This is a genomic window from Nocardioides sp. SR21, from assembly GCF_022761125.1.
GTDB lineage: Bacteria > Actinomycetota > Actinomycetes > Propionibacteriales > Nocardioidaceae > Nocardioides.
On the sequence record NZ_JAKWJR010000002.1, the window covers coordinates 323,097 to 349,629 of the forward strand.

26 protein-coding genes are annotated in these 26,533 nt (G+C 71.7%); 18 read left to right on the forward strand and 8 right to left on the reverse strand.

From position 1 onward, the window contains the following. Nucleotides 1-7 precede the first annotated feature (7 nt). The 6 genes from MJ604_RS04825 to MJ604_RS04850 are packed head-to-tail and all read left to right on the forward strand — an operon-like array spanning nt 8 to nt 7,414. On the forward strand, nt 8-937 hold the full coding sequence (locus MJ604_RS04825) for a glutamate ABC transporter substrate-binding protein (RefSeq protein ID WP_243057160.1): 930 nt from the start codon (nt 8-10) through the stop codon (nt 935-937). Between the two features lie 7 nt (nt 938-944). Continuing rightward, nucleotides 945-2,051 (forward strand): hypothetical protein, encoded by a 1,107-nt coding sequence (locus MJ604_RS04830; RefSeq protein WP_243057161.1) that lies wholly within the window; start codon nt 945-947, stop codon nt 2,049-2,051. After that, entirely contained in the window at nt 2,048-4,372 is a 2,325-nt protein-coding gene (locus tag MJ604_RS04835; protein WP_243057162.1) for a serine/threonine-protein kinase, read from the forward strand. Before MJ604_RS04830 ends, MJ604_RS04835 begins: the two co-directional genes overlap by 4 nt. Continuing rightward, complete coding sequence (locus MJ604_RS04840) at nt 4,369-5,457, forward strand: PP2C family serine/threonine-protein phosphatase (RefSeq protein ID WP_243057163.1); 1,089 nt, start codon at nt 4,369-4,371, stop codon at nt 5,455-5,457. The genes MJ604_RS04835 and MJ604_RS04840 overlap by 4 nt, the downstream gene beginning before the upstream one ends. Next, complete coding sequence (locus tag MJ604_RS04845; RefSeq protein ID WP_243057164.1) at nt 5,457-6,734, forward strand: VWA domain-containing protein; 1,278 nt, start codon at nt 5,457-5,459, stop codon at nt 6,732-6,734. The genes MJ604_RS04840 and MJ604_RS04845 overlap by 1 nt, the downstream gene beginning before the upstream one ends. Continuing rightward, complete coding sequence (locus MJ604_RS04850; RefSeq protein ID WP_243057165.1) at nt 6,731-7,414, forward strand: FHA domain-containing protein; 684 nt, start codon at nt 6,731-6,733, stop codon at nt 7,412-7,414. The genes MJ604_RS04845 and MJ604_RS04850 overlap by 4 nt, the downstream gene beginning before the upstream one ends. Nucleotides 7,415-7,566: 152 nt before the next feature. Here MJ604_RS04850 and MJ604_RS04855 read toward each other — a convergent pair whose 3' ends face one another. Together MJ604_RS04855 and MJ604_RS04860 are read right to left on the reverse strand one after the other, a co-directional pair. Beyond that, entirely contained in the window at nt 7,567-7,992 is a 426-nt protein-coding gene (locus MJ604_RS04855; protein ID WP_243057166.1) for a hypothetical protein, read from the reverse strand. Continuing rightward, entirely contained in the window at nt 7,989-8,582 is a 594-nt protein-coding gene (locus MJ604_RS04860; protein WP_243057167.1) for a CDP-alcohol phosphatidyltransferase family protein, read from the reverse strand. Before MJ604_RS04860 ends, MJ604_RS04855 begins: the two co-directional genes overlap by 4 nt. A gap of 124 nt (nt 8,583-8,706) precedes the next feature. On the opposite strand from MJ604_RS04860, the gene MJ604_RS04865 reads away from it, so the two are divergent. Further along, nucleotides 8,707-9,810 (forward strand): sensor histidine kinase, encoded by a 1,104-nt coding sequence (locus MJ604_RS04865; protein ID WP_243057168.1) that lies wholly within the window; start codon nt 8,707-8,709, stop codon nt 9,808-9,810. Continuing rightward, entirely contained in the window at nt 9,807-10,463 is a 657-nt protein-coding gene (locus MJ604_RS04870; protein ID WP_243057169.1) for a response regulator transcription factor, read from the forward strand. Before MJ604_RS04865 ends, MJ604_RS04870 begins: the two co-directional genes overlap by 4 nt. Here MJ604_RS04870 and MJ604_RS04875 read toward each other — a convergent pair whose 3' ends face one another. After that, complete coding sequence (locus MJ604_RS04875; RefSeq protein WP_243057170.1) at nt 10,464-11,033, reverse strand: class I SAM-dependent methyltransferase; 570 nt, start codon at nt 11,031-11,033, stop codon at nt 10,464-10,466. It lies immediately after the preceding gene. A gap of 391 nt (nt 11,034-11,424) precedes the next feature. Between MJ604_RS04875 and MJ604_RS04880 the strand changes: the two genes are divergently transcribed. From MJ604_RS04880 to MJ604_RS04890, 3 genes are all read left to right on the forward strand, one after another. Then, nucleotides 11,425-11,562 carry a hypothetical protein gene (locus MJ604_RS04880; RefSeq protein WP_243057171.1) on the forward strand — a complete coding sequence of 46 codons (138 nt, stop codon included), beginning with the start codon at nt 11,425-11,427 and terminating at the stop codon, nt 11,560-11,562. 10 nt (nt 11,563-11,572) lie between these two features. Next, nucleotides 11,573-12,673, forward strand: coding sequence for a 3-isopropylmalate dehydrogenase (locus MJ604_RS04885; RefSeq protein WP_243057172.1), 1,101 nt, complete (start codon nt 11,573-11,575; stop codon nt 12,671-12,673). Between the two features lie 90 nt (nt 12,674-12,763). After that, complete coding sequence (locus MJ604_RS04890; protein ID WP_243057173.1) at nt 12,764-13,840, forward strand: branched-chain amino acid aminotransferase; 1,077 nt, start codon at nt 12,764-12,766, stop codon at nt 13,838-13,840. 620 nt (nt 13,841-14,460) lie between these two features. On the opposite strand, the gene MJ604_RS04895 is transcribed toward MJ604_RS04890, so the two are convergent. Beyond that, nucleotides 14,461-15,222, reverse strand: a complete 762-nt coding sequence (locus MJ604_RS04895) for an FkbM family methyltransferase (RefSeq protein WP_243057174.1) — start codon at nt 15,220-15,222, stop codon at nt 14,461-14,463. Nucleotides 15,223-15,352: 130 nt separating this feature from the next. Here MJ604_RS04895 and MJ604_RS04900 point away from each other — a divergent pair, with 130 nt between their 5' ends. From MJ604_RS04900 to MJ604_RS04925, 6 genes are all read left to right on the forward strand, one after another. After that, nucleotides 15,353-16,375, forward strand: coding sequence for an ABC transporter substrate-binding protein (locus tag MJ604_RS04900; RefSeq protein ID WP_243057175.1), 1,023 nt, complete (start codon nt 15,353-15,355; stop codon nt 16,373-16,375). Nucleotides 16,376-16,407: 32 nt separating this feature from the next. Continuing rightward, a complete protein-coding gene (locus MJ604_RS04905; RefSeq protein ID WP_243057176.1) occupies nt 16,408-17,463 on the forward strand; it encodes an ABC transporter substrate-binding protein in 1,056 nt (351 codons plus the stop codon). A gap of 16 nt (nt 17,464-17,479) precedes the next feature. Continuing rightward, nucleotides 17,480-18,202 (forward strand): sulfite exporter TauE/SafE family protein, encoded by a 723-nt coding sequence (locus tag MJ604_RS04910; RefSeq protein WP_243057177.1) that lies wholly within the window; start codon nt 17,480-17,482, stop codon nt 18,200-18,202. A 21-nt stretch (nt 18,203-18,223) separates the two neighbouring features. Continuing rightward, on the forward strand, nt 18,224-19,135 hold the full coding sequence (locus MJ604_RS04915; RefSeq protein WP_243057178.1) for an MBL fold metallo-hydrolase: 912 nt from the start codon (nt 18,224-18,226) through the stop codon (nt 19,133-19,135). A 34-nt stretch (nt 19,136-19,169) separates the two neighbouring features. Further along, entirely contained in the window at nt 19,170-19,601 is a 432-nt protein-coding gene (locus MJ604_RS04920) for a hypothetical protein (protein WP_243057179.1), read from the forward strand. A gap of 260 nt (nt 19,602-19,861) precedes the next feature. Next, entirely contained in the window at nt 19,862-20,644 is a 783-nt protein-coding gene (locus MJ604_RS04925; protein ID WP_243057180.1) for a resuscitation-promoting factor, read from the forward strand. A 245-nt stretch (nt 20,645-20,889) separates the two neighbouring features. Here MJ604_RS04925 and MJ604_RS04930 read toward each other — a convergent pair whose 3' ends face one another. From MJ604_RS04930 to MJ604_RS04945, 4 genes are read right to left on the reverse strand one after another with little or no spacing between them, the layout of a single operon-like run. Then, nucleotides 20,890-21,867, reverse strand: a complete 978-nt coding sequence (locus MJ604_RS04930) for an ABC transporter substrate-binding protein (RefSeq protein ID WP_243057181.1) — start codon at nt 21,865-21,867, stop codon at nt 20,890-20,892. Further along, nucleotides 21,860-22,687, reverse strand: a complete 828-nt coding sequence (locus MJ604_RS04935; protein ID WP_243057182.1) for an ABC transporter ATP-binding protein — start codon at nt 22,685-22,687, stop codon at nt 21,860-21,862. The genes MJ604_RS04930 and MJ604_RS04935 overlap by 8 nt, the downstream gene beginning before the upstream one ends. Then, a complete protein-coding gene (locus MJ604_RS04940; protein WP_243057183.1) occupies nt 22,684-23,754 on the reverse strand; it encodes an iron chelate uptake ABC transporter family permease subunit in 1,071 nt (356 codons plus the stop codon). Before MJ604_RS04940 ends, MJ604_RS04935 begins: the two co-directional genes overlap by 4 nt. Then, on the reverse strand, nt 23,751-24,794 hold the full coding sequence (locus MJ604_RS04945; RefSeq protein ID WP_243057184.1) for an iron ABC transporter permease: 1,044 nt from the start codon (nt 24,792-24,794) through the stop codon (nt 23,751-23,753). Before MJ604_RS04945 ends, MJ604_RS04940 begins: the two co-directional genes overlap by 4 nt. 112 nt (nt 24,795-24,906) lie before the next feature. On the opposite strand from MJ604_RS04945, the gene MJ604_RS04950 reads away from it, so the two are divergent. Further along, nucleotides 24,907-26,481 (forward strand): serine/threonine-protein kinase, encoded by a 1,575-nt coding sequence (locus tag MJ604_RS04950; protein WP_243057185.1) that lies wholly within the window; start codon nt 24,907-24,909, stop codon nt 26,479-26,481. The last annotated feature ends 52 nt before the right edge of the window (nt 26,482-26,533 follow it).

The window sequence follows — 26,533 nt, forward strand, 5'->3', positions numbered from 1 at the left end:
GAGAAGCATGAGGAAGCTGACGCTCGCTGTCGCGACGTTCGCCCTGCTCGCCGGGTGCGGCTACTCCGACACGCAGGTCCCGGCCGCCGTCACGCCGGAGGCCGCGCCTCCCGCCGCGACCGTGCCGTGCGAGGACGACACCGGCGACCCGACCCGTTCGTACGCCACCGCAGACGTCGGGAACAGCAAGGCCATCCAGGACATCCGTGACCAGGGGTTCCTCCGCGCCGGTGTCTCGGCCGACAGCTACCTGCTCGGCTCCCGCAACCCGTTCACCGGTGTCATCGAGGGCTTCGACATCGACATGGTCAACCAGATCGCGGCCGCGATCTTCGGCACCGCCCAGGGGCACGTGCAGCTGCGGGTGATCTCCGCGGCCGACCGGATCCCGCTGCTGCAGAGCGGCGAGCTCGACATCGTCGCGCGCAACATGACGATCAACTGCTCGCGGTGGGAGCAGATCGCGTTCTCCGCGGAGTACTTCCAGTCCGGCCAGAAGGTGCTGGTGGCCAAGGGCTCCGGCATCCGCAGCGTCGCGGACCTGTCCGGCAAGCGCGTGTGTGCTCCCGCCGGCACCACGAGCCTCGACAACATCCAGGAGATCGCGCCCGACGCGATCCCGGTGACCGCGGGCAACCACACCGGCTGCCTGCTGAAGTTCCAGAACGGTGAGACCGACGCGATCACCGGCGACGACACGGTGCTGGCCGGCCTGGCCGCGCAGGACCCGTACGCCGAGGTGCTCACCGGTGAGGCGCTCACCGACGAGCCGTACGGCATCGGCGTCAACGAGGAGAACGTCGACCTCGTGCGGTTCATCAACGGCGTGCTCGAGCAGATGGACGCCGACGGGTCGTGGCAGGCGTCCTACAAGAAGTGGCTGCAGCCCTCGCTGAAGGCGCCCGCCACCCAGCCGGACCCGGTCTACGGCCGATGAGCCGCCGATGAGCACAGCCCCCGCACCTCCCGGCGCGCTCGGCACCGCGCCGGAGCCGATCGTGCTCCAGGCCTACCTGAGCGACCTGGACGCGTGGGTGCGCGCCCGCAGGCTCGAGCTCGACGAGCTGGACGCCGCCGCGCTCGCGGCCGGCCGGGGCGACGAGGTCGCGTCCGACATGGCGCTGGCGCTCGCGCTCTGGAAGGCCGTCTCCGACCGTTGGCAGCTGATGTGGGCGACGTGGGACGGCGGCCGGGTGGGCGAGACCGAGCGGACCCGGATCACCACGCTGGTCTGGGGTCGCCTGGACGGTACGACGGGGTCGGTGTCGCTCCCCGAGGCGTGCCGGCTGTCCGACGCGCTCGCCGCCCAGCTGCGCGCGGCGCTGTCGCTGATGCCCGGCGCGGACGCCGCGGCCCCGCGGATCAAGGAGCTGCGTGCCCAGCTCGAGCGGGTGCGCGACCAGGTCGCCCTCGAGCCGGCGATCGCCCGCGACGAGCCCGTCGAGCGGCTGGCGGCGTTGCTGCAGCGGCTGGCCGAGATCGCCGAGCGCGCCCAGCGCGGCGCGGACGTCGGCGGCCTGCTCGGACCGCTCGAGGCCGACGCCTCGACGTTCGAGCGCGACCTGATCGTCGGCAACGCCCGCCGTCGTGAGGCGCGCGACCAGCTCGAGGACGCGCGCGAGCTGCGCCGCGACCTGGCCGCACGAGCCGCTGCCCTGCACGTGCTCGCCGAGACCTGCGTGCGCACCGTCGAGCCGTCGCCGCGGTACGCCGTCCCCGACGTCGAGGCGCTCGGCCCGATCCCGAACACCGCCGACGCGCTGGCGGCGTACGTCCAGAGGCTGGGGCGGGTCGCGGCCGCGCTGACCCTCGCCGAGCAGGAGTACGCCGGTGCGCTCGCCGAGCGCACGCAGCTCGTCGACCTCCTCGACGCCTATGTCTCCAAGGCCCGCTCGCTCGGTGTCGCCGACCGGCCCGACCTCGCCGACAGCGAGCGCCGGGCGCGTGAGGTGCTCGACCGCGAGCCGGCGCCGATGGTCGTGTGCCGCCAGCTGGTGAGCACGTACCAGACGTGGCTCAGCCAGCTCGACCACTCGAAGGAGTCCGCATGAAGTGCACCCAGCCCGGCTGCGGCGGAACCATCGCGGACGGCTACTGCGACGTGTGCGGCATGGCGGCGTCGCCGGGTGCGGCTGCGCCCGCGCCGGCCGCTGCCGTCTCGGACGGTGCGACGTGTGCGCAGCCCGGCTGCACCGGCTCGATCCTCGACGGCTACTGCGACGTCTGCGGCTCGCCCGCGGCGGCGGCCCCATCGGTCGCGCACGAGGCGCAGCCGTTGTCGGGTGGCGTGTCGGTGGCGACCGCTGCCGCCAGCAAGATGCAGTCCGCGGCGATCGGGTCGAGGCTCGCGAGCTCGACCGGCTCGACGTCGACGCACCGCACCCGCACCGGCTCCCAACGGGTACGCGCTGCGCGTCTGGGTGCCGGCCTCACCGTCGTACCTCCCGCGCCGCCGGTCGACGCGAGCAAGGCGATCAACCCCGACCCGCGCGTCCCGGAGGACAAGCGCACCTGCTCCAAGTGCGGCAACGCCATCGGCCGCAGCATCGACGGCAAGCCGGGACGCACCGAGGGCTTCTGCCCCCAGTGCGGGCAGGAGTTCTCGTTCACGCCGAAGCTGCAGCCCGGCGACGTGGTCGGCAACCAGTACGAGGTCGCGGGCGCGATCGCGCACGGCGGTCTCGGCTGGATCTACCTCGCCAAGGACCGCAACGTGTCCGACCGCTGGGTCGTGCTCAAGGGCCTGCTGAACTCCGGCGACCCGGACGCGCTCGCCGCGGCGATCGCCGAGCAGCGGTTCCTCGCGCAGGTCGAGCACCCGCTGATCGTCGAGATCTACAACTTCGTGACCCACGAGGGCGCCGGCTACATCGTCATGGAGTACGTCGGCGGCAAGTCGCTCAAGCAGATCCTCAAGGCCCGGATGGCCGACAACAACGGGGAGTACGACCCGCTGCCGGTCGACCAGGCGCTGGCGTTCATCCTCGAGGTGCTGCCGGCGTTCCAGTACCTCCACGACCTCGGCCTGGTCTACTGCGACTTCAAGCCCGACAACCTGATCCAGGTCGGCGACGCCATCAAGGTGATCGACCTCGGCGGCGTACGCCGGATCGACGACCAGGACTCCGCGATCTACGGCACCGTCGGCTACCAGGCGCCCGAGGTGGCGCACGTCGGGCCGAGCGTGGCCAGCGACATCTACACGATCGGGCGCACGCTCGTCGTGCTGTGCATGGAGTTTCGCGGCTACCAGGGCACCTACCTGCACACGCTGCCGCCGCCGGAGTCGACGTCGCTGTTCGCGAAGCACGACTCGCTCTACCAGCTGATCGCCAAGTGCTGCGCGCCCGACCCGGCCGACCGGTTCGCCTCCGCTGACGAGCTGCGCGGCCAGCTGCTCGGCGTGCTGCGCGAGGTGGTCGCCGCTCGTACGACCGGTACGGCGCTGACGTCCGCCGCGTCGGTGCTCTTCGAGTCGCCGTCCGCGTCGGCGTCCGTGCTCAGCTGGGACGACCTGCCGTCGCTGCGTGCCGACACCACCGACGCCCAGCACGCCTGGCTCTCGAGCATCGGCAGCGACGACCCGGCCCAGCGGCTCAAGGACCTCGAGGCCGCGCCGGAGGCGTCGGCCGAGGTGCTGCTCGCCCGCGCCTACACGGCGCTCGAGCTCGCCGACCCCCAGCGCGCGCACGCGTTCGCCGACGAGCTGCTCGCCGCCGACCCGTGGGACTGGCGGGCGCTCTGGATGGACGGGCTCGCGGCGATGCAGGAGGAGGACTGGGCGTCGGCGCAGTCGGCGTTCAACGCGGTCTACCAGCAGGTGCCCGGCGAGCTCGCGCCCAAGCTGGCGCTGGCGATCGCGTGCGAGAAGGGCGGGTTGCCGGACGTCGCCGAGGGGCTCTACAGCACCTGCGCCGCCACGGATGCGACGTACGTCGCTCCCGCGGCGTTCGGGCTCTCGCGGGTGCGTGCCCAGCGCACCGACACCCAGGGCGCGGTCACCGCGCTCGACATGGTGCCGTCGACCAGCCGCGGCTACCCGGAGAGCCGCCAGCTGCGCGCCGAGGTGCTGCTCGCCGGGGGCGGCAGCGATCTCGCCGTGCTCGACCAGGCGATGCGCTCGATCGAGTCGGTGTCGATGGACGGTACCGCCCGCCAGCACTACACGGTGCGGATCCTGTCCCAGGCGCTCGAGGCCGTGACGACCGGCAAGCCGGGCGGGACGATCGGCAGCTACACCGCCACCGAGGACGGGATCCGGGACGGGCTGGAGAAGGCCTACCGCACACTCGCGCGCGACGCCCCGCTGCGCGAGGACCGGGTCAGCCTGGTCAACCAGGCGAACGCCGTCAGGAGCTGGACGCTGACATGACCGACACGACCTGCCCGTCCTGCGGTGCTGTTGCTGCCGCGGGCGCGAAGTTCTGCGAAAGCTGCGGGAAGCCGCTCGGGGGCGACGCGCCCGCGACCCCGGTCGTCCCGGCCGCTGTCGACGAGCTGAGCCCGATCAGCGCGCCGACGCACCGCAAGATCGCCGACTCCGACGTGCCGTCCGGTCCGCGCCCGTGCCTGTCGTGCGGGGGAGCGGTCGGCCCGGACGGCTACTGCGAGACCTGCGGTGCCAAGGCGCCGACCGAGCGCGACCACTTCCGCGAGACCCCGGCGGCGTGGGTGGCCGGCGTCTGCGACCGCGGCATCGTGCACAGCCGCAACGAGGACGCGATGGCGCTGCTCGCGTCCGAGGGCCGGGCCGTGCTGGTCGTGCTCGACGGGGTCTCGAACTCCATCGACTCCGACGTCGCCTCGCTCGCCGGCGCCAAGGCCGCGCGCGACGTGCTGACGACGCCGTTCCCGCACGGCATGGGGACGCCGGCCAGCCGCACCGGCGCGATCACCAAGGTGCTCACCGATGCGGCGAACGCCGCCAACGACGCGGTGGTCGCGGCCACCGACCCGGCCTCGACCAACCCCGCGTCGGCGACGTTCGCGGTCGCGGTGCTGGAGGGCAACCTGCTCGCGCACGCGAACATCGGTGACTCGCGGGTCTACTGGCTGCCCGACGGAGGCACGCCGGTGCAGCTCACCGTCGACGACTCCGCGGCGCAGCAGCAGATCGAGGCCGGCGTGCCGCGCGCGGTCGCCGAGACCTCGAAGGAGGCGCACGCGATCACGAAGTGGCTCGGCCGCGACGCCCCGGACATCGAGCCGCGCACCGGGCAGGTCGAGCTGACCGGCCCCGGCTGGGTGGTCGCGTGCTCGGACGGGCTGTGGAACTACGCGTCCGAGCCCGGGGCCATCGCCGCGCAGGTCGCGGCGGCCGGCACCGCCGTACCTCTCGACCTGGCGCTGGCGCTGGTCGCCTTCGCCAACGCGCAGGGTGGGCGCGACAACATCACCGCCGCCGTTGCCCGCGTAGAGCAGAATGCCAGCGAACCCGCGACCGCAGGAGGAGCCTGATGGCTGAGTTCAGCGCCACCGTCTACCAGAACGAGTTCCTCCCGGACGGGGGCACGGACGTCAACGCGATCGTCACCGTGACCTGCTCCGGCGCCGGCACCGCCGGGCAGACCGGCGCAGGCTCGGCCGGCGAGATCATCATCGTCGACACGTCCGGCTCGATGGGCCCGGACACGATGGCGGCCGCGAAGCAGGCGGCGCAGGCCGCGCTCGCCGAGATCGTCGACGGCACGTACTTCGCGGTGATCTCCGGCTCGAACCGCGCCCAGCTGGTCTTCCCGCAGGTGCGCTCCGGCCCGGCGATGGTGCCGATGGACGCCCAGGCGCGCAGCTACGCGAGCGAGGCGATCGGACGGTTCCACGGGTCCGGCGGTACGGCGATGAGCACGTGGCTCGACCTCGCGGGCTCGGTGTTCGCGTCGGTGCCCGAGGTGACCCAGCGGCACGCGATCCTGCTGACCGACGGCGAGAACCGCGAGAACGAGGGCGCCCTCAGCGAGGCGATCGGCCGGGCGACCGGCTACTTCCAGTGCGACTGCCGCGGTGCCGGCACCGACTGGCAGGTCGAGGAGCTGCGCCGGATCTCCCAGGCCCTGCTGGGAACCGTCGACATCATCCCGGAGCCCGCGCAGATGCAGGCGCAGTTCCAGGAGATGATGCGCAACTCGATGGCGCGTGGTGTCGCCGACGCGCAGCTGCGGGTCTGGACCCCGCAGGGCTCGCAGATCCTCTTCGTGCGGCAGGTGTCGCCGGCCGTCGACGACCTCACCGACCGGCGGGTGGAGGTCAACGCCCTGACCGGCGGCTATCCCACCGGCGCCTGGGCCGACGAGTCCCGCGACTACCACGTCGGCGTCCGGGTCGCGGCGAAGGCGATCGGCCAGGAGCAGCTCGCCGCGCGCGTGCAGCTCGCGATCGGCGAGAACGTCATGGCGCAGGGGCTGGTCAAGGCGACCTGGTCGAACAACTCCGAGCAGACCGCGAAGATCGACCCGCAGGTCGCGCACTACACCGGGCAGACCGAGCTCGCCGCGATGATCCAGGAGGGCCTCGCCGCCAAGGCGTCCGGCGACACCGCGACCGCGACGACCAAGCTCGGCCGCGCCGTCCAGCTGGCCGCCGAGACCGGCAACGAGGAGGCGACGTCCAAGCTGCGCAAGGTCGTCGAGATCGACGACGAGAAGGAAGGCACCGTCCGGCTCAAGGCCGCCGTCAACAAGGCGGACGAGATGGCCCTCGACACCGCCTCCACCAAGACCACGCGGATCAAGAAGTGAGCACCTGCCCCGCCGGCCACGAGTCGACCGCCACCGACTACTGCGACGTCTGCGGGCTCGCGATGGGGGCTCCCGCTGCAGCCGCTGCTCCTGCTGCTCCCGCTGACGCTCCGGTGGACACCACCAGCTGCCCGAACTGCTCGGCGGCCAACCCGCCGAACGCGCTGTTCTGCGAGGCGTGCGGCTACGACTTCACCACCGGCTCGATGCCGCGCCCGCTGACGCCACCCGGCGGCGTCCCGGCGTCGTCCGCCGCCGAGAACCCGTCGCCGCCGCTCACCGAGCGCTGGGTCGCCGAGGTCTGGATCGACCCGGACTGGTACGCCGACCAGGAGTCGACCGACCCGCTCCCGTCGCCCGGCCTGCCCCGCGTCGTACCGCTCAAGAACACCTCGATCCTGATCGGCCGCGCCTCCCGCAGCCGCAACATCACCCCCGACATCGACCTCTCGTCGGACAACGGCATCAGCCGCCGCCACGCCCAGCTCACCACCGACGGCACCCGCTGGTGGGTCGAGGACCTCGGCTCGTCGAACGGCACGTACGTCGGCGACGCCGTCGGCGCCCTGCCCTCCACGCCGGTGCCCCAGGGCCAGAAGCAGGAGGTCTCCGCCGACGACCGCATCTACGTCGGCGCCTGGACCCGCATCGTCGTCCGCAAGGCGGCCGAGGGGGAGTAGCGCTGCGTTGGTGACCGCGCTGCCGGTTCACCATGTTAAGTAGGTGAACCGTCACTTCTCATGGCGTGCACACCATGAGAAGTGCAGCTTCGCCTGCATAACATGGTGAACCTGCGTCGCCCGGTCCCTGCCGGCCCACCAGCCCGCATCGATCACGCGGTCGCCCACACCACCGGCAGGACCAGGACCGCGAACCGTGCCGTCCGGCCGACCAGGCAGAGGACCGCGAAGAGCCAGCGCCGCTGGTGTGCGGCACCGGCCGCGAGGCTGACGATGGCGAGGGGCGGCAGGCCGACCGCGGCCGAGGCGAGCACGACGGGAGGCCCGGTCACGCGACCGGCCCACCGGCTCTCGCTGAGCTTCGCCGCCCAGCGGCCGCCACCGCGGCGCGCGGACTCGAAGAGCACCAGCTTGCCCGCGGTCTGCCCGGCCGCGAGGGCGAGCACGACGAGCACGGCGACGACGGTGTGGGTGCGGGTGGCGGCCAGCAGGCCGTAGGCCTCCGCGTTGACGAGCGGCAGCAGTGCCGAGGCGAGACCGGTCCCGAGCGCCGAGAGCACGGCGAGCACCTCGGTCACGACAGCATCCGCAGCACGCGGTGGGCCGACCAGGCCTTGACGGCGCCAACGCCCAGGACGACGAGGAGCCCGACGGCGTACCACCCGAGCGCGATCGCGACGACGACGCCGGCGGTGTTGGCGGCCTTGGCGAGCGGCGACCAGTTCAGCCGCCAGACGGTGTGGTCGACGAGGTGGAAGTCGTTGGGGCCGAGGATCGGCCAGCAGAGGAACGCCAGCGAGAGCATCGTGTCGAGCACCGCGAACGACAGCAGGAACGCGACCGCCAGCACCCAGGCGCCAGGCAGGTGGGCCAGCAGGCCGGCGCACAGCAGGGTCGTGCACGCGCGGTCGCTGATGATGTCGAGCACCGCGCCGAGGCGGGTCTCCTGGTCGAGACGCCGGGCCAGCCAGCCGTCGAGGATGTCGCCGATCCAGTAGACGGCGTACGCCGCTGCGCTCAGCCGGAGGTCGTGGGTGGCGATCGCGTACCCGCCGATCACGACGGCCGCGACGGTGCGCAGCAGGGTGACCAGGTTGGGCCAGGTGGTGAGGGACCCGACCGGAAGCGGGAGCGTGGGTGCGGGTCGGTCGAGCAGCGAGGTCGTCATGCCAGCAGCGTCGTCCGGCAGCGGCCGTCGCAGAACGGCCTGCGGTGCCGTGCTGACCGGTACCCGGGTACCGACTTGCGCCTTCCTCCGGGACATCCGGGCCGTTGTCGCCGAGACTGGCCGCGTGAGGAACAGCGTCGAGCGATGGCTGGCAGGCTCGTGGATGCTGCATCGCCTGCTGTACGGCGTTGCCGGCGTCGTCGTGGTCGTGTCGCTGCTGGTCTCCACCACCTACGAGAGCGAGACGCTCTCCGGCCTCGCCCTGGTGGTCGTGCCCGTGATCGTGCTGGCGTCGCTGCCGAACCGCCGCCGGCGTGCCTCCGTGCTCGCGGGCGCCGCCGGGTTCGTGGCGCTCTGGACGCCGGATGCGGTGTTCCTGTGGCCGGCCGTGTCCGCGCTGGTCTTCGTCTCGATCGCCGAGGACCAGCGCGAGGTGCCGGTCTCGGGTTGGATCGGCGGCTTCACCGGCTCCGTCGGCGCGCTGGTCGTCTACGCCGACCAGGCCACGGTGGCGCCGTTCTTCGCGACCGCCCTGGGCGGCGTGCTCGGTCTCTGGCTCCGGTCACGCACGCACGCCACGGAGCTCGCGGAGGAGACCGAGTCGTTGCGCGGCCACGCCGCGTGGCTCGAGCAGCGCACCAGCCTGGCCCGTGAGCTGCACGACGTCGTCGGCCACCACGTGACGGCGATGGTCGTGCAGGCCGAGGCCGGACTGGTCGGTGACCCGGAATGCGCGCTGCACGAGATCGGGGCCCAGGGCCGCGCCGCCCTCACCGAGCTGGACGCCCTCGTCGTCCACCTGCGTGACCCCGACGCGCCGCTGCAGGTCACCGCCCCGCCCCGGCTCTCCGACATCGACGAGCTGCTCGCCCTGCCGCTGCGCCACCAGGGCGTGACGGTCGCCGTCGAGGTGGACCCCGACCTCGTCACCGACGAGGTGACGACCCTGACGGCGTACCGGATCGTCCAGGAGGCGCTGACCAACGTCGCCCGGCACGCGCGGGCCCGCCAGGTGTGGGTCGAGGTCGCCGCAGCCGGTACCGACGTGCGGCTGCGGGTCAGCGACGACGGCGTCGGTCCGCCGGCCGAGGTGACGCGTGGCGCCGGGCTGGTGGGGATCGAGGAGCGGGTCGTCGCGCTGGCCGGCGTCTGGAGCCTGACCCCGCGTCCCGGCGGCGGCACGGTCGTCGACGTCCGCCTCCCGGCGTCGCGCGAGGCGCGGCGATGATCCGCGTCGCCGTCGTCGACGACCAGCAGCTGGTCCGGGAAGGCTTCGCGCTGATCCTCGGAGCCCAGGACGACATGGAGGTCGCGGTGCAGGCCGAGGACGGGCGGCAGTTCCTCGACGCGGTCAAGATCGACCCGCGGATCGACGTCGCCCTGGTCGACATCCGGATGCCGGTCCTCGACGGACTCGCCGCCACCCGCGCGCTCGCCGCGGTGCCGCACGCACCGGCCGTCATCGTCGTCACGACGTTCGACGACGACGCCTACGTGCTCGACGCGATCGCCTCGGGCGCGCGCGGGTTCGTGCTCAAGCGTTGCAGCGGCCGCGAGCTCGTCGACGCCGTACGCCGGGTCGCGGTCGGCGACTCGATCCTCTCGCCGGAGGTCACCGGCGCAGTGCTGGCCCGGGTGCGGTCGACCGGACCGACGAGCACGGCCGACCTGACGTCGTACGCCCTGACGGCGCGCGAGACCGACGTGCTCGCGCTGGTCGGAGCCGGCCTCAACAACACCGAGATCGCCGCCCGCCTCCACCTGTCGTTGAGCACGGTGAAGACGCACGTCAGCAACGTCCTCGACAAGACCGACAGCCGCGACCGCGTCGGCGCCGCGTTGCTCGCGATCCGCGCGGGACTGGCGCCGCCGGTCTCGTGACTAGCGCTTGGTGGCGATGAGGGCGCTGGCGTCGGGGGCGACCATGACCTCGACGGCGGTGAAGCGGTCGTCGGTGAGCCACTGCTCGCGCAGGGTGTCGACGCGGCCGTAGGCGATCGGCGGCCAGATCTCGCAGGGGGTGAAGTCGTCGAGGACGACGATGCCGCCGGGCTCGACCAGGTCGGCGACGGAGTCGACGCCGACCTCGCTGGGCTCGCCCGAGTCGAGGAACAGCAGGGAGAACGGACCCTTGTCGAGCAGCGTCGACCAGTCGGCCGAGAGCACCTCGACCTGGGCGTCGTCCTCGAAGATCTCGGCGGCCGCGTCGGCGAGCTTCGCGTTCAGCTCGGCGGTCACGATCTTCGTGTCCGAGCCGCGGACGCCGGAACGCAGCCACGCCGTACCCACGCCGCAGCCGGTGCCGAACTCCGCCATCGTGCCCGTGCGGGTCGCGGCCAGCGCGGCCAGCAGCCGGCCGGTCTCGTTGCGGCAGAACGACACGTAGCCCGCCTTGCGGGAGACGGCGAACGCGCGCGACACGATGTCGGGCAGATCGGGAGGAGCACTCACGCCGGGAAGTCTCTCATCACGGACAAGTCGTCTCGCATGTCGAACACTCCGCGGAATGTCCGGACCTGGAGCCGATCCCTACCGTACGGTAATCGCACCATGCGGAGCGTGTTCGTACTTATTGAGCGCCGCGGCGGGGCCTGAGAGAGGCCACCTCGCCGCGGAGTTCGGCGTTGCATGGGCTTCTCGATACATCTGCATCGAAGACGCCCCGGCGAGTCGCCATCACACCGCGCGATCCGCTGTCTGCATGGTTCTAGCTCCCCCTCGTGCAACCCATGAGCCCCGGACTGACCTTTCCGTGGTGTCTTCGTTTCAGGTGTATCGGGCCGATCAGTACCGATGACCCGCACCACACGAAACCGACACCGAGACAGGAAAGAGCAGACCGATGTACGACATGTATCCCGACTGGGGTCCCGCCCAGCACCACCCGGACAACCCCCGCAGCCACGAGAACGTGAGCGCGGCCCTGCAGGCGTCTCTCGACCTGCGGGACAACGGCGGCCAGCGTCCCGACGACAACTAGCGTTCGGCACATGACCACCGACTCGAACGCATCCACCGGCACGATCAGGCTCGCCGTCATCCCCGGCGACGGCATCGGGCAGGAGGTGACCTCCGAGGCCCTCAAGGTGCTCGAGGTCGCGTCCCCGGCCGGCGTGAAGTTCGAGCAGACCCGCTACGACCTCGGGGCCGAGCGGTACCTCGCGACCGGCGAGGTGCTTCCCGATTCCGTGCTCGACGAGATCCGTCAGCACGACGCCATTCTTCTCGGTGCCGTGGGCGGCAAGCCCAACGACCCGAACCTGCCCCCGGGCATCCTCGAGCGTGGGCTGCTGCTCAAGATGCGCTTCGCGCTCGACCACTACGTGAACCTCCGCCCGTCGCGGATCTTCCCGGGCGTGCCCGGACCGCTGCGCCCAGAAATTTCGCAGCCCGGCGAGGTCGACTTCGTCGTCGTCCGCGAGGGCACCGAGGGTCCGTACACCGGCAACGGCGGCGCCCTGCGCGTCGGTACGCCGCACGAGATCGCGACCGAGGTCTCGGTGAACACCGCATTCGGCGTCGAGCGGGTCGTGCGCGACGCGTTCGCCCGCGCCCAGCGCCGCCCGCGCAAGAAGCTCACGCTGGTCCACAAGACCAACGTGCTCGTGCACGCGGGCTCGGTCTGGTGGCGCCTCTTCCAGGAGGTGGCCGCGGAGTACCCCGACGTGACCACCGACTACCTGCACATCGACGCGGCCACGATCTTCATGACCACCGACCCGGGCCGCTTCGACGTGATCGTCACCGACAACCTCTTCGGCGACATCATCACCGACCTCGCCGCCGCCATCACCGGCGGCATCGGTCTGGCCGCGTCCGGCAACGTCAACCCCGACCGGACCGCGCCCTCCATGTTCGAGCCGGTCCACGGCTCCGCGCCCGACATCGCGGGCCAGCAGAAGGCCGACCCCACCGCCGCGATCCTCTCGGCGGCCCTGCTCCTCGACCACCTCGGCTTCGCCGACGCCGCCGCGACCATCGAGTCCGCCGCCGTCGCCGACATCGCCGAGCGCCCGGCGGGCAGTGGTCCGACCGGCGGCCGCCGTACCTCCGAGGTCGGCGACGCGATCGCCGCCCGAGTATCCGGCTGACGCCCTTCGTCGAATCCTCCAGACGGCCGGGCCCACGTTGGTGGTCCCGGCCGTCTGCATTTACCTGGAAGGCCTACTAAGTTGTCACCCATGGAGATCAGCACCACTGCGTCGACCGCCACCGTCGACGACGCCCGCCTCGCGGAGATCCTCGAGAACCCTGGCTTCGGGCAGCACTTCACCGACCACATGTTCACGGTCGAGTGGACCCCGGACGCCGGCTGGCACGCCGCCCGCATCGAGCCCTACGGCCCGCTGACCCTCGACCCGGCCACCTCGGTCCTGCACTACGCGCAGGAGATCTTCGAGGGCATGAAGGCCTACCGGCACGAGGACGGCTCCATCTGGTCGTTCCGTCCGGAGGAGAACGCCGGCCGGATGGTGCGCTCCAGCCACCGCCTCGCGCTGCCGGTGCTCGAGGTCCCCGACTTCATCCAGGCCGTCGACGAGCTCGTGAAGGTCGACCAGCGCTGGGTCCCGGACGCGGCGGGGGAGAAGAGCCTCTACCTGCGGCCGTTCATGTTCGGCTCCGAGGCGTTCCTCGGCGTCCGGCCGTCGCAGCACGTCACGTTCATGGTGATCGCCAGCCCCGCGGGCGCCTACTTCAAGGGCGGCATCAAGCCGGTGTCCCTGTGGCTGACCGAGGAGTACACCCGGGCCGGGCGCGGCGGCATGGGCGCGGCGAAGACCGGCGGCAACTACGCGTCGTCGCTCGTCGCGCAGCAGGAGGCCAGCGCCCACGGCTGCGACCAGGTCGTGTTCCTCGACGGCCAGGAGGGCAAGTACGTCGAGGAGCTCGGCGGCATGAACATGTACTTCGTGTACGACGACGGGCACATCGTCACGCCCGAGGTCGGCACGATCCTCGAGGGCATCACGCGCTCGTCGATCATCGAGCTCGCCGGCAAGCTGGGCCACCAGGTCGAGGAGCGGAAGTTCTCGATCGACGAGTGGCGCGACGGCGTCACCAGCGGCCGGATCACCGAGATCTTCGCCTGCGGCACCGCCGCCGTCGTCACCCCGGTCGGCTCGCTGAAGTGGGCCGGCGGCGAGGTGCCCTGCGCGTCCGAGGGCGGCGAGGTCACCACGCAGGTGCGTCAGGCGCTGGTCGACATCCAGTACGGCCGCGCCGAGGACACCTTCGGCTGGATGCACCGCATCGTCTGAGATCGGCTCGTTGGTCGAGCTTGTCGAGACCCCTGGTGCGTTGCTACGTGGGTTGTGGGGGTCTCGACGACGCTCGCTGGCGCTCGCTGCTCGACCACCGGGTCGGTGACCGCATCGGCTGAGATCGGCTCGTTGGTCGAGCTTGTCGAGACCCCTGCTCGACCAGCGGGCCGGTGACCGCATCGTCTGAGATCGGCTCGTTGGTCGAGCTTGTCGAGACCCCTGGTGCGTCGTTGCTACGTGGGTTGCGGGGGTCTCGACGACGCTCGCTGGCGCTCGCTGCTCGACCACCGGGTCGGTGACCGCATCGTCTGAGATCGGCTCGTTGGTCGAGCTTGTCGAGACCCCTGGTGCGTCGTTGCTACGTGGGTTGCGGGGTCTCGACGACGCTCGCTGGCGCTCGCTGCTCGACCAGCGGGCCGGCGGCCGCATCGTCTGAGACCCGCTCGTTGGTCGAGCTTGTCGAGACCCTGCTCGACCACCGGGTCGGTGACCGCATCGTCTGAGATCGGCTCGTTGGTCGAGCTTGTCGAGACCCCTGCTCGACCGCCGGGGCGGGGACCGCATCGTCTGATCAGCGCGTCGCTAGCGCTCCACGCACCTCGTCCATCGTCTGACGCTCAGGCCTTCTTCCGGCGGTAGACGCCGTCGACCAGGCGGGCGACCTCGGGGTCGGCCGCCAGATCGCCGGACGCGAAGATCACGTTGTACTGGTGCGGGCGCTGGGCGTCGCGCGCGATCGGCACGAAGCCGAGCCCGGCCAGGTGGCGGGCGACGTCCACGTCGAGCCACTGGTCGTGCCACTTCGCCTCGCGCTCGACCTCGATGTAGACCAGCGACGTACGCCGCAGCACCTCGGGGCCGCTGCCGAGCACGACCTCGGTCGCGCCCTCGACGTCGACCCAGGCGACCAGGCGGTCGTCGGGCTCCAGGGTCAGGAAGTCGTCGAGTCGCACGGACTCGACGTCGACGGTCTGGGCGCTGTCGGACTCCGTGTGCAGGCTGAGGCTGGCCATCCGGTTGGTGAGCTGGCGCTCCTTGTGACGCACGCTGGTCGGGATCACCAGCTGGGCGGGGCCGTTGGTGGGCCCGACCGCCAGGTGGCGGTACTCCACGCCGGTCGCGAGCACCCGGTCGCGGTGCTTGTCGGCGACGTACGGGTTCGCCTCGAACGCCAGGCACCGCGTCGTCGGCGACGCCTCCTTCAGCCAGGAGCTGAACGTCGCCTCGTGGGCGCCGATCTCGAGCCCGATCGTGGGCTGGACCCGCAGGCAGAGCTCACGGAACAGGTTCTGGACCCGTCTTCCGAGCGGGTCGCGACGGAACCGCGCGGCGTGCTCGCCGAGGAGGTTGCGCCAGTACAGGTATCCCGCGTCATCCACCAGCAGGCCCTCCGAGACGGTCGTGGTCGGACAGGTCGACCGTAGTCATACCCGACAAATGGACCCCGGTAACCCGACTCTGTCGGCGTGCCCTAAGGTAAGGCTCACCTAAGAAAGGGTGACCTCAATCATGCGTCTTGCCGGAGTTCTCGCCGCAGCACTCGCGCTGCCACTGCTCCTCACCTCGTGCGGTTCCGACGACGAGCCGACCGCTGCCGCGCCCGAGTCGAGCGCCAGTGCCGACTCGGTCTTCCCGGTGACCGTCACGCACAAGTACGGCGAGACCGTCGTGCCGGAGGAGCCGACCCGCGTGGTCAGCGTCGGCGTGACCGAGCAGGACGTGCTGCTGCAGCTCGGCGTCGTCCCCGTCGGCGTGACCGAGTGGTACGGCGAGCAGCCCGACGCCACCTGGCCGTGGGCGCACGACCTCCTCGCCGGCGCGCACCCGGAGGTGCTGCACACCTCCGACGGCCTCGAGTTCGAGAAGATCGCCGCCCTCGAGCCCGACCTGATCGTCGGCACCAACGCGGGCCTCAGCGAGAAGGACTACCAGCTCCTGTCGGGCATCGCCCCGACGGTCACCTCGGTGGAGGGCTCGACGGAGTACTTCTCGCCGTGGCCCGAGCAGACCCTCCAGATCGCCCGCGCGCTCGGCCGCGAGGCCGACGGCCAGGCGATCGTCGACGAGGTCGCGGCGGAGTACGCCGCCGTCGCCGAGGCGCACCCCGAGTGGGCGGACCTGACCGCGACGTTCTCGCAGGGGGGTCCGTACGACGGCCTCCTCTACGTATACCCGCCGGGCCTGAGCACCGACTTCCTCACCGACCTCGGCTTCACGATCACGACCGGCTTCGAGGAGTACGCGCCGAAGGGCTCGCAGGCCGAGATCTCCGCGGAGAACGTCGGCCTCATCGACGCCGACGTGATCGTGTTCGCGACCGAGAGCGCCGAGATGCTCCAGGAGCTGCAGGACTTCGGCACCGTCTCCTCGCTCTCCGCCGTCGCCGAGAACCGTGCGGTCTACACCGACGACATCCTCGCCGGCGCCATCTACTTCGACACCCCGCTGGCCCACCAGTACACGCTCGAGCGGCTGGTGCCGATGCTCGAGCAGGCCGTGGCGGGCGAAGCACCTCGGGAGTACCCCTCATGAACCGTCAGAACCCTGATCAGCCAAGGAGCACGATGAACACCTCTCGCCGCCGATTCCTCGCCGGCCTCTCCGTCCTGGCCGTCGCCCCGGTCCTCGCCGCGTGCGGCTCGGACTCCGCCGGCTCCTCGGCCAAGGGCAGCCCGTCCGGCTCGGCGGCGCCGGAGGAGGCGGCGTTCCCCGTCACCATCAAGCACAAGTACGGCGAGACCACGATCGAGTCCGCGCCGAAGCGGGTCGTGACCATCGGCCTCACCGACCAGGACGCGCTGCTCGCGCTGGGCGTCGTACCGGTCGGCGTGACGTACTGGTTCGGTGACGAGGAGCTCCAGGGCATCTACCCGTGGGCGCAGGAGGCGCTGGGCGACGCCGAGCCGCCGACGCTGCTCAAGGACACCAACGGCGTCGAGATCGAGAAGATCGCCGGCCTCGCGCCGGACCTGATCATCGGGCAGTACGCCGGCCTGACCGAGCAGGACTACAAGAAGCTGTCCGCGATGGGCGTCCCGGTCGTCGCGCAGAACGGCGACTACGCCGACTACGGCACGCCGTGGGACGAGGCGGCGCTGACGCTCGGCACCGCGATCGGCAAGCCGAAGGCGGCGCAGGAGCTGATCGACTCGGTGAAGAAGCGGATCACCGACGAGGCCGCCGCGCACCCGGAGTTCAAGGGGCAGACCGCCGCGGTGATCACGCCCTGGGAGGGCCTGTTCATCTACGGCCCCGAGGACCCGCGCTCGCGGATGCTCACCGACCTCGGCTTCGATCTGCACCACGTGATCACCGACGCGGACGACAGCGAGTTCGGCATCTCGCTGAGCTCCGAGCGCACCGCCGACCTCGGCGACATCGGCACCGCGGTGTGGATCGACTTCGACGCCGACAAGCAGGTCAAGGGCATCTTCGAGGGGACGCCGGCGTACGCCGAGGGCCGCTGGTGCAACATCCAGGAGTCGGACGGCGCCTACTACGTGGCGCACAGCTTCGTGACGCCGCTGAGCATCCCGTACCTGCTCGACCGCTACGTGCCGCAGCTGGTCGCCGCGGCCGACGGCGACGTGAAGACGGAGCCGCCCGCGGTCACCAGCTGAGGCTAGTGTCCGGCGGGTGTTGACGACCCTGCTCGCCGTCCTGGTCCTCGGCTTCGCCGCCGCGGTCCAGATGGCGAGCGGGTTCGGCTTCGCGCTCATGGCGGTGCCGATGCTCGCGGTCGTGGTCGGACCGCACGACGCGGTGCTGCTCGCGGTCCTTGCCGGTGCGGCGTTCTGCGCGTACCAGGCGTTCGAGGGCCGCGGGCGCCGCGACGGCTGGGTGGTGGCGCGGCTGCTGATCGGGGCGGTGGCCGGGCTCCCGGTCGGGTACGTCGTGTTCCGCAGGATCGACCCCGACCTGCTGACGCTGCTGATCGGCGTGCTCGTGCTGGCGGCCACGGTCGCGCTGGTCCGCGGGGTCACGCTCGCCTCGCGCTCGCCTGCGGCCGACCTCGTGGCCGGCCTGTGCTCCGGCGTGCTCACCACCTCGACCGCGACGAACGGACCGCCGGTCGTGATGCTGCTGTCGGGACGCCGGCTGCCGCCCGACGAGTTCCGTTCGACGATGACCGCGGTGTTCCTGGTGGTGGACGTGGCGGCGATCGCGGTCTTCGCGGTCGGGGGAGAGTTCGACCGCTCCCTGCTCGAGGTCGCCTACTGGTGCCTCCCCGGCCTGCTGGCCGGCGGGTACGCCGGCTACCGCGCCCGGACCCTGCTCAGTCCGGAGCGGTTCCACTCGCTGGTGCTCGCGCTGCTGGTCCTCGCGGGCAGCACCGCCGTGTTCGCCGCGCTGAGCTGACCGGGTCGGTACCGTGCGCGCATGCGCCTCAAGCTCGGCCGCCCCGACATCTCCCGCTACGCCGGCCGGTTCGACGTACCGGCGGCCGACGGCGGGCTCGGCGTCACGTTCCTCGGCGTCGCCAGCCTGCTGATCGACGACGGTGAGACCGCGCTGATGACCGACGGCTTCTTCTCGCGCCCGTCGCTGCGCAAGGTCGCGCTCGGCAAGGTCGCGCCCGACCACGAACGCATCGACGCGGTGCTCGCCCGCGCCGGCGTCGACCGGCTCGCCGCAGTGCTCCCCGTGCACACCCACTTCGACCACGCGATGGACTCCGCGGTCGTCGCCGACCGGACGGGCGCCGTGCTCGTCGGCGGCGAGTCGACCGCGTACGTCGGCCGCGGTCACGGCCTGCCCGCCGACCGGATCCGCGTCGCGACGCCCGGCGAGCCGATGGCGTACGGCGCCTTCACGCTGACGCTGATCGAGTCGCACCACTGCCCGCCGGACCGGTTCCCGGGCGAGATCACCGCCCCGGTCGTCCCGCCGGTGAAGGCGGCGGCGTACAAGTGTGGAGAGGCGTGGTCGATCCTCGTCTCGCACGCGAGCGGCGCGTCCGCGCTGTTGCAGGGGAGCGCTGGCTTCGTCGCCGGGTCGCTCGTCGGCCAGCGCGCCGACGTCGCGTACCTCGGCATCGGCCAGCTCGGGGTGCAGAGCGAGGAGTACATCCGCACCTACTGGGCCGAGACCGTCGGGACCGTCGGCGCGAGGACGGTCGTGGTGACGCACTGGGACGACTTCTTCCGCCCGCTCGACCGCGAGCTGCGCGCCCTGCCGTACCTCGGCGACGACCTCGACACGACCATGCAGGTGCTCGACGAGCTCGCCGGGGAGTCCGGTGTCAGCGTGCACTTCCCGACGGTGTGGCGGCGCGAGGATCCCTGGCGCTGACCGGCCAGCGGAGGGTGTGCCAGGATCACCAGACATGACCTCCTGGCGCGACACCGCATCGGCTTCGGCGCAGGAGGACCTCGACGGCCTCCTCAACGTCGTGCTCCCTCTGGCCCAGGAGCTCCTCGGCAAGAACGGGCAGTTCTACCCCTTCGGGGCGTCGGTCTCGGCCGACGGTGAGGCCGCGGTCACCGCGAGCGACCCGAGCCTGGGGGCGAACCCCGAGCAGGTGCTCGCCGGGGTGTACGACGGAGCGCGCGCCACCGCTGCCGAGAACCGGGCTGCGGCGTTCGTCACCGACGTCCTCGTCAACGGGTCCGACGCCGTCCAGGTCGAGCTCGAGCACCGGGACGGGATCGCGCTCGTCGTGGTGGTGCCGTACACGCCCGGCACGTACAAGCGGTTCCCGAAGTTCGGGGAGCTGCGCGTGGCGCAGGGTGAGCCGAAGGTCTGGGGCCCGGCGTAGTCGCGGCGTGGCCTTTGTCACGCGCATCGAGGTAACGCCCAGCGGTAACCGGCCCCTGAATGTGACCGCCGTCGCGGAAATCGGCGTCGGCCGATTTCGGATGCCTTGACGCCGTCGCTTACGTTCGTTGAGCGATTGCGTCATCGGCCGGTAGAGCCGTGGCTCGTTCCGCCGCCCGTTTCGCGGCCTGGGATGAGGGACGTGACGCCCGCCGCGATGCCGCGGCCGTCCGAGTCACCTACCTGTTGGGAGAGAGACGCATGTCCGTGCGTGCCATCACCCGCGTCGTACGACGCAGCTCATCCGTGATCCTTGCCGGCGCCCTCGTCGTCGGCGCCGGAAGCCTGGCGGCCAACGCCGTCGGCTCCGACGTCCTGCAGACCTCCGCACCGACGACCGTGAAGCTCAAGGTCGGCTCCCGGGACGCCGACCCCGTCGACACCGACGCCTCGCGCGCCAGGGGCGTGCTCGAGCAGAACGGCGTCGAGCTCAGTCGTCACGACAAGATCGAGCTCCTGCGCAACGGCCACCTCGTGCAGTCCAAGGACCGCCGTGAGCTGCGTGACGGCGACCTCGTGAAGGTCGTCCGCGTCTGGCACAAGGAGCACACCCGCACGGTCCGCTGGGACCACAAGACGCAGACGCGCAGCGTCTCGTCGCTGCCGCCGGGCAAGCGCAAGGTGGTCCGCGAGGGCCGCGACGGCATCCGCAAGATCCACGTCACCGCCGAGGTGCGCAACGGCAAGGTCGTCGACCGCGACGTCCGCAAGCGCTGGGAGCGCAAGCCGCGCCCGCGCGTCGTCCTCGTCGGCTCGCGCCTCAACTGGGGCGCGCTCGCGAACTGCGAGTCGGGCGGCAACCCGCGCGCGGTGAACCCGGCCGGCTACTACGGGCTCTACCAGTTCGACCTGGGCACCTGGCGCAGCGTCGGCGGCTCCGGCATGCCGCACCACGCGTCGGCGGGCGAGCAGACCCACCGGGCGCAGATCCTGTACTCGCAGCGTGGCCGGTCCCCGTGGCCGAACTGCGGCCGCCTCCTCTGAGTTCTCCGTTGGAATCCCCGGTCGACCGGGGATTCTGGCACTTGTCGGCCGTTGCAACCCCCGACAAGTGCCAGAACAGGCAGATCGAGGTGACTGCTGAGGTCAGTGGGACGAACCGTCGCTGTGACGAGCCCCGCTGACCTGGCAGCCGAAACCCGCACGACACGCCGTGCCCTGCCGGCGTGACGTGCGGGTTTCACCGGTCAGCCGGTGAGACCCGCACCGAAAGCAGCAGGCGGCCGGCGCTAGGCGACGTCGGCGTCGTTCGTCAGCCAGTCGGTCAGCTCGGCCATGTAGGCCGTGAGTGACGGGTAGTCCATCGACTTGAACTTCCAGGGGTGCACCTGCCCCGCCTCGACGGCGGCGAGCGAGCCGAAGACCGGCTGCTCCTCGAGCTGCTCGGTCGTGAACGAGCCCCGCTGGGAGTTCAGGATGATGTCGGGGTCGTACTTCGCGGAGTTCTCCCAGCTGAGGATCTCCCAGTAGTAGTCGTCCTTGGCGCCGGTCTCCTCGAACTGGACGCCGAGGTCGGCGAAGTACGCCATCGCCGGGTCGTCCGCGGGGATCACCGCGTAGAGACCGGAGTCCTCGGCGTACATCGGCAGCACCGTGCGGCCGAGGCCCGCGGCCTCGGTCAGCGCCGCGGACGCGTCCTCGAACGCCGCCTTGTGCTCGGCGACGTCGGAGCCCGCGGCGGTGTCGACGCCGAGCGACGCGGCGAGCTCCTCGTTGGTCGCGATCACGTCGAGCGCCGAGCCGGACTGCTCGACCGCGACCACCGGCGCGATCTCCTGCACCTTCGCCAGCTGCGCCTCGTCCTTGAAGCCGTACATCGACTCCGGGGTGTCCCCGTCGTACGTCGTGGTGACGATGAGGTCCGGCTGCAGGGCGGCCAGCTCCTCGAGCTCGAGCTCGCCGTACGCCGTCCCGATCACCTCGGTCTGGCTGAGGTCGAGGTCCTCGAACGTCGGGTCGTCGGCTGGGTCCATGTAGTGGAAGAGCGCGACCGGCGTGATGCCGAAGTTCCACAGCGCCGCGCCGGCGTCGCCGTACGCCGCGATCTTCGTCGGCGTCTCGTCGAGCTCGATGGTCTGGCCGACGTCGTCGGTCCAGGTCCACGGGCCGCCGGCCGCCTGGGGCTCGGGCTCGTCGGACGACTGCTCGTCGCTGCCGCAGGCAGCCAGGGCCAGGACGAGGGTGGTGGCGAGCAGGACGTTACGCATCGGCGAGCTCCATGGAGTCGGGGGAGTCGGGGACGGGTGCGGAGGAGACCGGGACGACGATCGGCAGCCCGGTGCGCGGGCAGGCGAGCACGTCGGCGGACAGGCCGAACGTCGTGGCGAGCAGCTCCGGGGTGAACACGTCGTTGGGCGCGCCCTCGGTGACGATGGCGCCGTCCTTCATCACGACGATCGCGTCGCTGTAGCGGGCGGCCAGGTTGAGGTCGTGCAGGACCATCACGACCGTGCGGCCGCGCTCGCGGTTGAGGCGCGAGACCAGGTCGAGGACCTCGACCTGGTGGGCGAGGTCGAGGTACGTCGTCGGCTCGTCGAGGAGCAGCAGGTCGGTGTCCTGCGCCAGCGTCATCGCGATCCATGCCCGCTGCCGCTGGCCGCCGGAGAGCTGGTCGAGCGCCCGGTCGCGCAGGTCGGCGGTGTCGGTCATCTCGAGCGCGGTCTCGACGATCGCCTCGTCCTCGGGCGACCACTGGCTGAACCAGCGCTGGTGCGGGTGCCGGCCACGGCCGACCAGGTCGCGGACCAGCAGGCCCTCGGGCGCGATCGGGCTCTGCGGCAGCAGTGCCATCCGGCGGGCGACGTCCTTGGTGGACAGGTCGTGGACCGGCTCGCCGTCGAGCAGCACCCGGCCGTCGGTCGGCTTCAGCAGCCGCGCCATGGTGCGCAGCAGCGTCGACTTCCCGCACCCGTTGGGGCCGATGATCGTGGTCACCTTGCCGTCGGCGATCGACAGGCTGAGGTCGCGGACGACCGGCTCGTCGCCGTACCCGACGGTGACGGACTCGGAGCTCAGGCGGGTGTTCATGCCGAAACCTTTCGGTTGGTGCGGAGCAGGAGCCAGATGAGGTACGGCGCGCCGATCGCCGAGGTGACGAGCCCGGCGGGCAGGGGGAACGGGATGACCACCCGCGTCAGCAGGTCGGCGCCGACGACGAGGACCGCGCCGAACACCATCGACGCGACCATCGGCGGGCGCGAGCCGCGGGTCAGCAGCAGCGCGATCTGTGGCACGACGAAGGCGACGAAGCCGAGCGGGCCGACCGCGGAGACGGCGAACGCGGCCAGGCCGCACGCCGCGATCAGCGTGAGCAGCTGCGTGACCTGGAGGCGTACGCCGAGACCGCGCGCGGAGTCGTCGCCGAGCTGCATCACGTTGAGGCTGCGGGCCAGCAGCAGCGCGATCGGCGTGAGCACGATCAACGCGTAGAGCAGCGGCTTGCCCTGCTCCCAGCCACGCGCGTTGAGCGAGCCGTTGAGCCACACCTGCGCGGACGCGGCGTCCTGGATGCGCGCCTTGACCAGCAGCCAGTTCGTGCCGGCGACGAGCGTCGCGGTGAGGCCGATGCCGATCAGCACCAGCCGCTGCCCGTCGATGCCGCGGCGCCACGAGAGCGCGTAGAGCAGCGCGGCGGTGAGGAGCGCGCCCGCGAACGCCGCGAGCGGGACGCCGACCTGCTGCAGCGTGCCGGACACCAGGCCGCCGCCGTACCCGGACGAGCCGGCGAGCACGATCACCGCGACCGCCCCGAACGCCGCGCCGTGGTTGATGCCGAGCGTGTCGGGGCTGGCCAGCGGGTTGCGGGCGAACGTCTGGGTGAGCGCGCCCGAGAGGCCGAGCGCGGCGCCGGCGAGCACCGCCACCATCGTCTGCGGGAGCCGCAGCTCCATCACGATGAACTGCTGGCCCGGGTCGCCGCCGCCCAGCAGGGTGCGGACGACGTCGGCGACCGGTACGTCGAAGTCGCCGAGCGCGAGGTCGAGCGCGACCAGCACGGCGAGCACGACGAGGCCGCCCGCGGCCACCAGGCCGGCGCGCAGCGGCACCAGCCAGGAGGCGATGCCGACGCGGAAGGGAACGGTCAGGGTCGTCATATCCGCACCATCCGGGTCCGTCGTACGAGGTAGATGAACACCGGTCCGCCGAGCATCGCCATCACGATGCCGACCTGGAGCTCGCCCGGCCGGACGACCACCCGACCGACCACGTCGGCGACGACGAGCAGCAGCCCGCCGATCAGCGCGGAGTAGGGGATCACCCAGCGGTAGTCGATGCCGGAGAAGTAGCGCGCGACGTGCGGGACCACCAGGCCGAGGAACGCGATCGGGCCGCACGCGGCGGTCGCGGCGCCGGTCAGCATCATCACGCCGAGGACGCCGATGATCTTCGCGCGCATCGGGTGCAGGCCGAGCGAGGACGCGACGTCGTCGCCGAGCTGGAGCAGGTTGAGCGTCGAGGCGCTGAACGCGGCGAGGAGCAGGCCGACCAGGATGAAGGGCAGCACCTGCCAGAACACGTCCATGCCGCGGCTGGCCACCGAGCCGACCGCCCAGAAGCGGTAGGCGTCGAGGGTGTCGACGTCGCGCAGCACGACGACCTGGGTGAGCGCGTAGAGCAGCGCGCTGATCGCCATGCCGGCGAGCACCAGCGAGACCGGGTCGGGCCCGCCGCGCGTCGAGCCGATCGCGAACACCGCCGCCGCGGCCAGGCCGGCGCCGACGAGCGAGAACCACGCGTAGCCGGTCAGGTCGGTGACGCCGAACGCGTAGATGCCGATGACCACCGCGAACGCCGCGCCTGCCTCGACCCCGAGCAGTCCAGGCTCAGCGAGCGGGTTGCGGGTGTGGCCCTGCATCAGCGCGCCGGCGACGCCGAGCGCGACCCCGACCGCGATCGCGAGCACGGTGCGGGGGATCCGCAGCCCGTGGACGATCGTCGAGGCGTCGGAGCCGTCCGGGTCGAGCAGCACGTCGACTACGGTGGAGAGCGGGATGTTGCGACTGCCGATCGCCAGGCTGAGCAGCCCGGCGAGGACCAGCAGCCCGGTGAGCACCAGCACGCCGCGGAGGGAACCGCGGCGAGCGGGGCGCGGGGTCGCTGGCGCGGCGGTCGGTGCCGGCGCGATCGTGGTCATCGGATTCCTCGAGACATCAGAAGGTAAGGCTTACCTTAGTACGTCGGGGACGCGCCGGGCAGAGGGGTCCCGGGTCACCGGTGGTGGCCTCGGCCACAGGTAGCCTCGGTCCGTGACGACGTCGGAGCAGTCCGGCCGCCAGACGGTCGGCGGCTACACCCTGCTCACCAAGCTCGGTGAAGGCGGGATGGGCGTCGTCCACCTGGCTCGCCGTGGTGACGGGAACCGGGTCGCGCTCAAGGTGCTGCGCCCGCAGATCGTCGGCGACGACGAGGGCCGCCACCGGCTCGCCCGCGAGGTCGGCTCGCTCCAGCGCGTGCACAGCAAGTGGGTCGCGGGCATCGTGGACGCCGACCCGTGGGCGGAGATCCCGTACGTCGCCACCCGCTACGTGCCCGGCCCGTCGCTGCACGACATGGTGCTCGACGAGGGCCGGATCGAGGGGTCGGACCTGTACTGGCTGGCCGCCTGTCTGGCCGAGGGCCTCGCCTCCGTGCACGCGGTCGGCGTGCTGCACCGCGACGTCAAGCCGTCGAACGTGCTGATGGAGGGCCGCACCCCGATCCTCATCGACTTCGGCCTCGCCCGCGTCGCTGACGACCCGCGGCTGACCCACACCGGCTGGCTCCTGGGCACGCCCGGCTACCTCGCCCCCGAGATCCTGTACGGCGAGGACGCGACCGAGGCGTCCGACGTGCACTCGTGGGCGGCGACGGTGGCGTATGCCGGCACCGGCCACTCGCCGTTCGGCGGCGGGCCGTCGATGGCGGTGATGGACCGCGTCCGCCGCGGCCAGTTCGACATCGACGGGCTCCCCGAGGACCTGCGCCAGGTCGTCGCCGCAGCCCTCGATCCCGAGCCGCAGCACCGGCCCACGGTCGACCAGCTGCTGGCGTGGCTGCGCCCCTTGACGATGCGACCCAACGACCGGCGTACCCCACCGCCGGTGAACCCGCCGCACGACCCATACACCGTGCCGCTCGCGCTCGCCGCCCAGGCCGGGGCCGACGACGTCACCGACGTGTGGCCCGGCCACAACCAGCAGGAGCCGTACACGCTCGCGCTGCCGCCCGAGGGCGTGACCGAGTACGTCGCCGACGCGTACGTCGAGCCGGTGTCCCTCGGCGAGCGCTTCCGCCGCGGCGCGCTGCTCGTCGGTCTCGCGGTGGTCTCCGGCGCCGGGTGCGCGGCGTTCCCGTGGGTGACGCTGACGTTGCTGATGCTGCTGGTCTGGCTGCTGCGCAGCTGGTCGCTCGCGGCGGCCGCGCACGACCAGCGCCGGCAGTACCGCGGCCGCAAGTGGTACGACGGCATCCAGCTGCTCATCGCCGCGCCGTGGCACCTCGTGCAGTCGATCCCGGGCACGGTGCTGCTGCAGCTGTGGAGCCTCGGGCTCGCGGTCGCCGCGGCGCTGGTCTGCTACGCGATCGCCACGGGACTGGCGCTGTCACTGTTCGTCTGCGGCACGGTGCTGACCGTGTCGCTGTGGCTCGGACCGGGTGGTTCGCGGGTGCGTGGGCCGGTCTCGCAGATCGTCAACCCGCTCGCCGCGGACCCGCGGCGCTGGGTGGTGGCGCTGCTGGCGCTGGTCGTGGTCGCCTTCGCACTCGGTCTGCGTGCCGACGTCTCCGGCGTGAGCTGGACCCCGGCGAACGACCGCCCGCATGTCGAGAATCCTCGCCGGTGACGCGCTCTCCGTGGCACGATGAGGCCATGCAGCACCAGGAGATCATCATTTC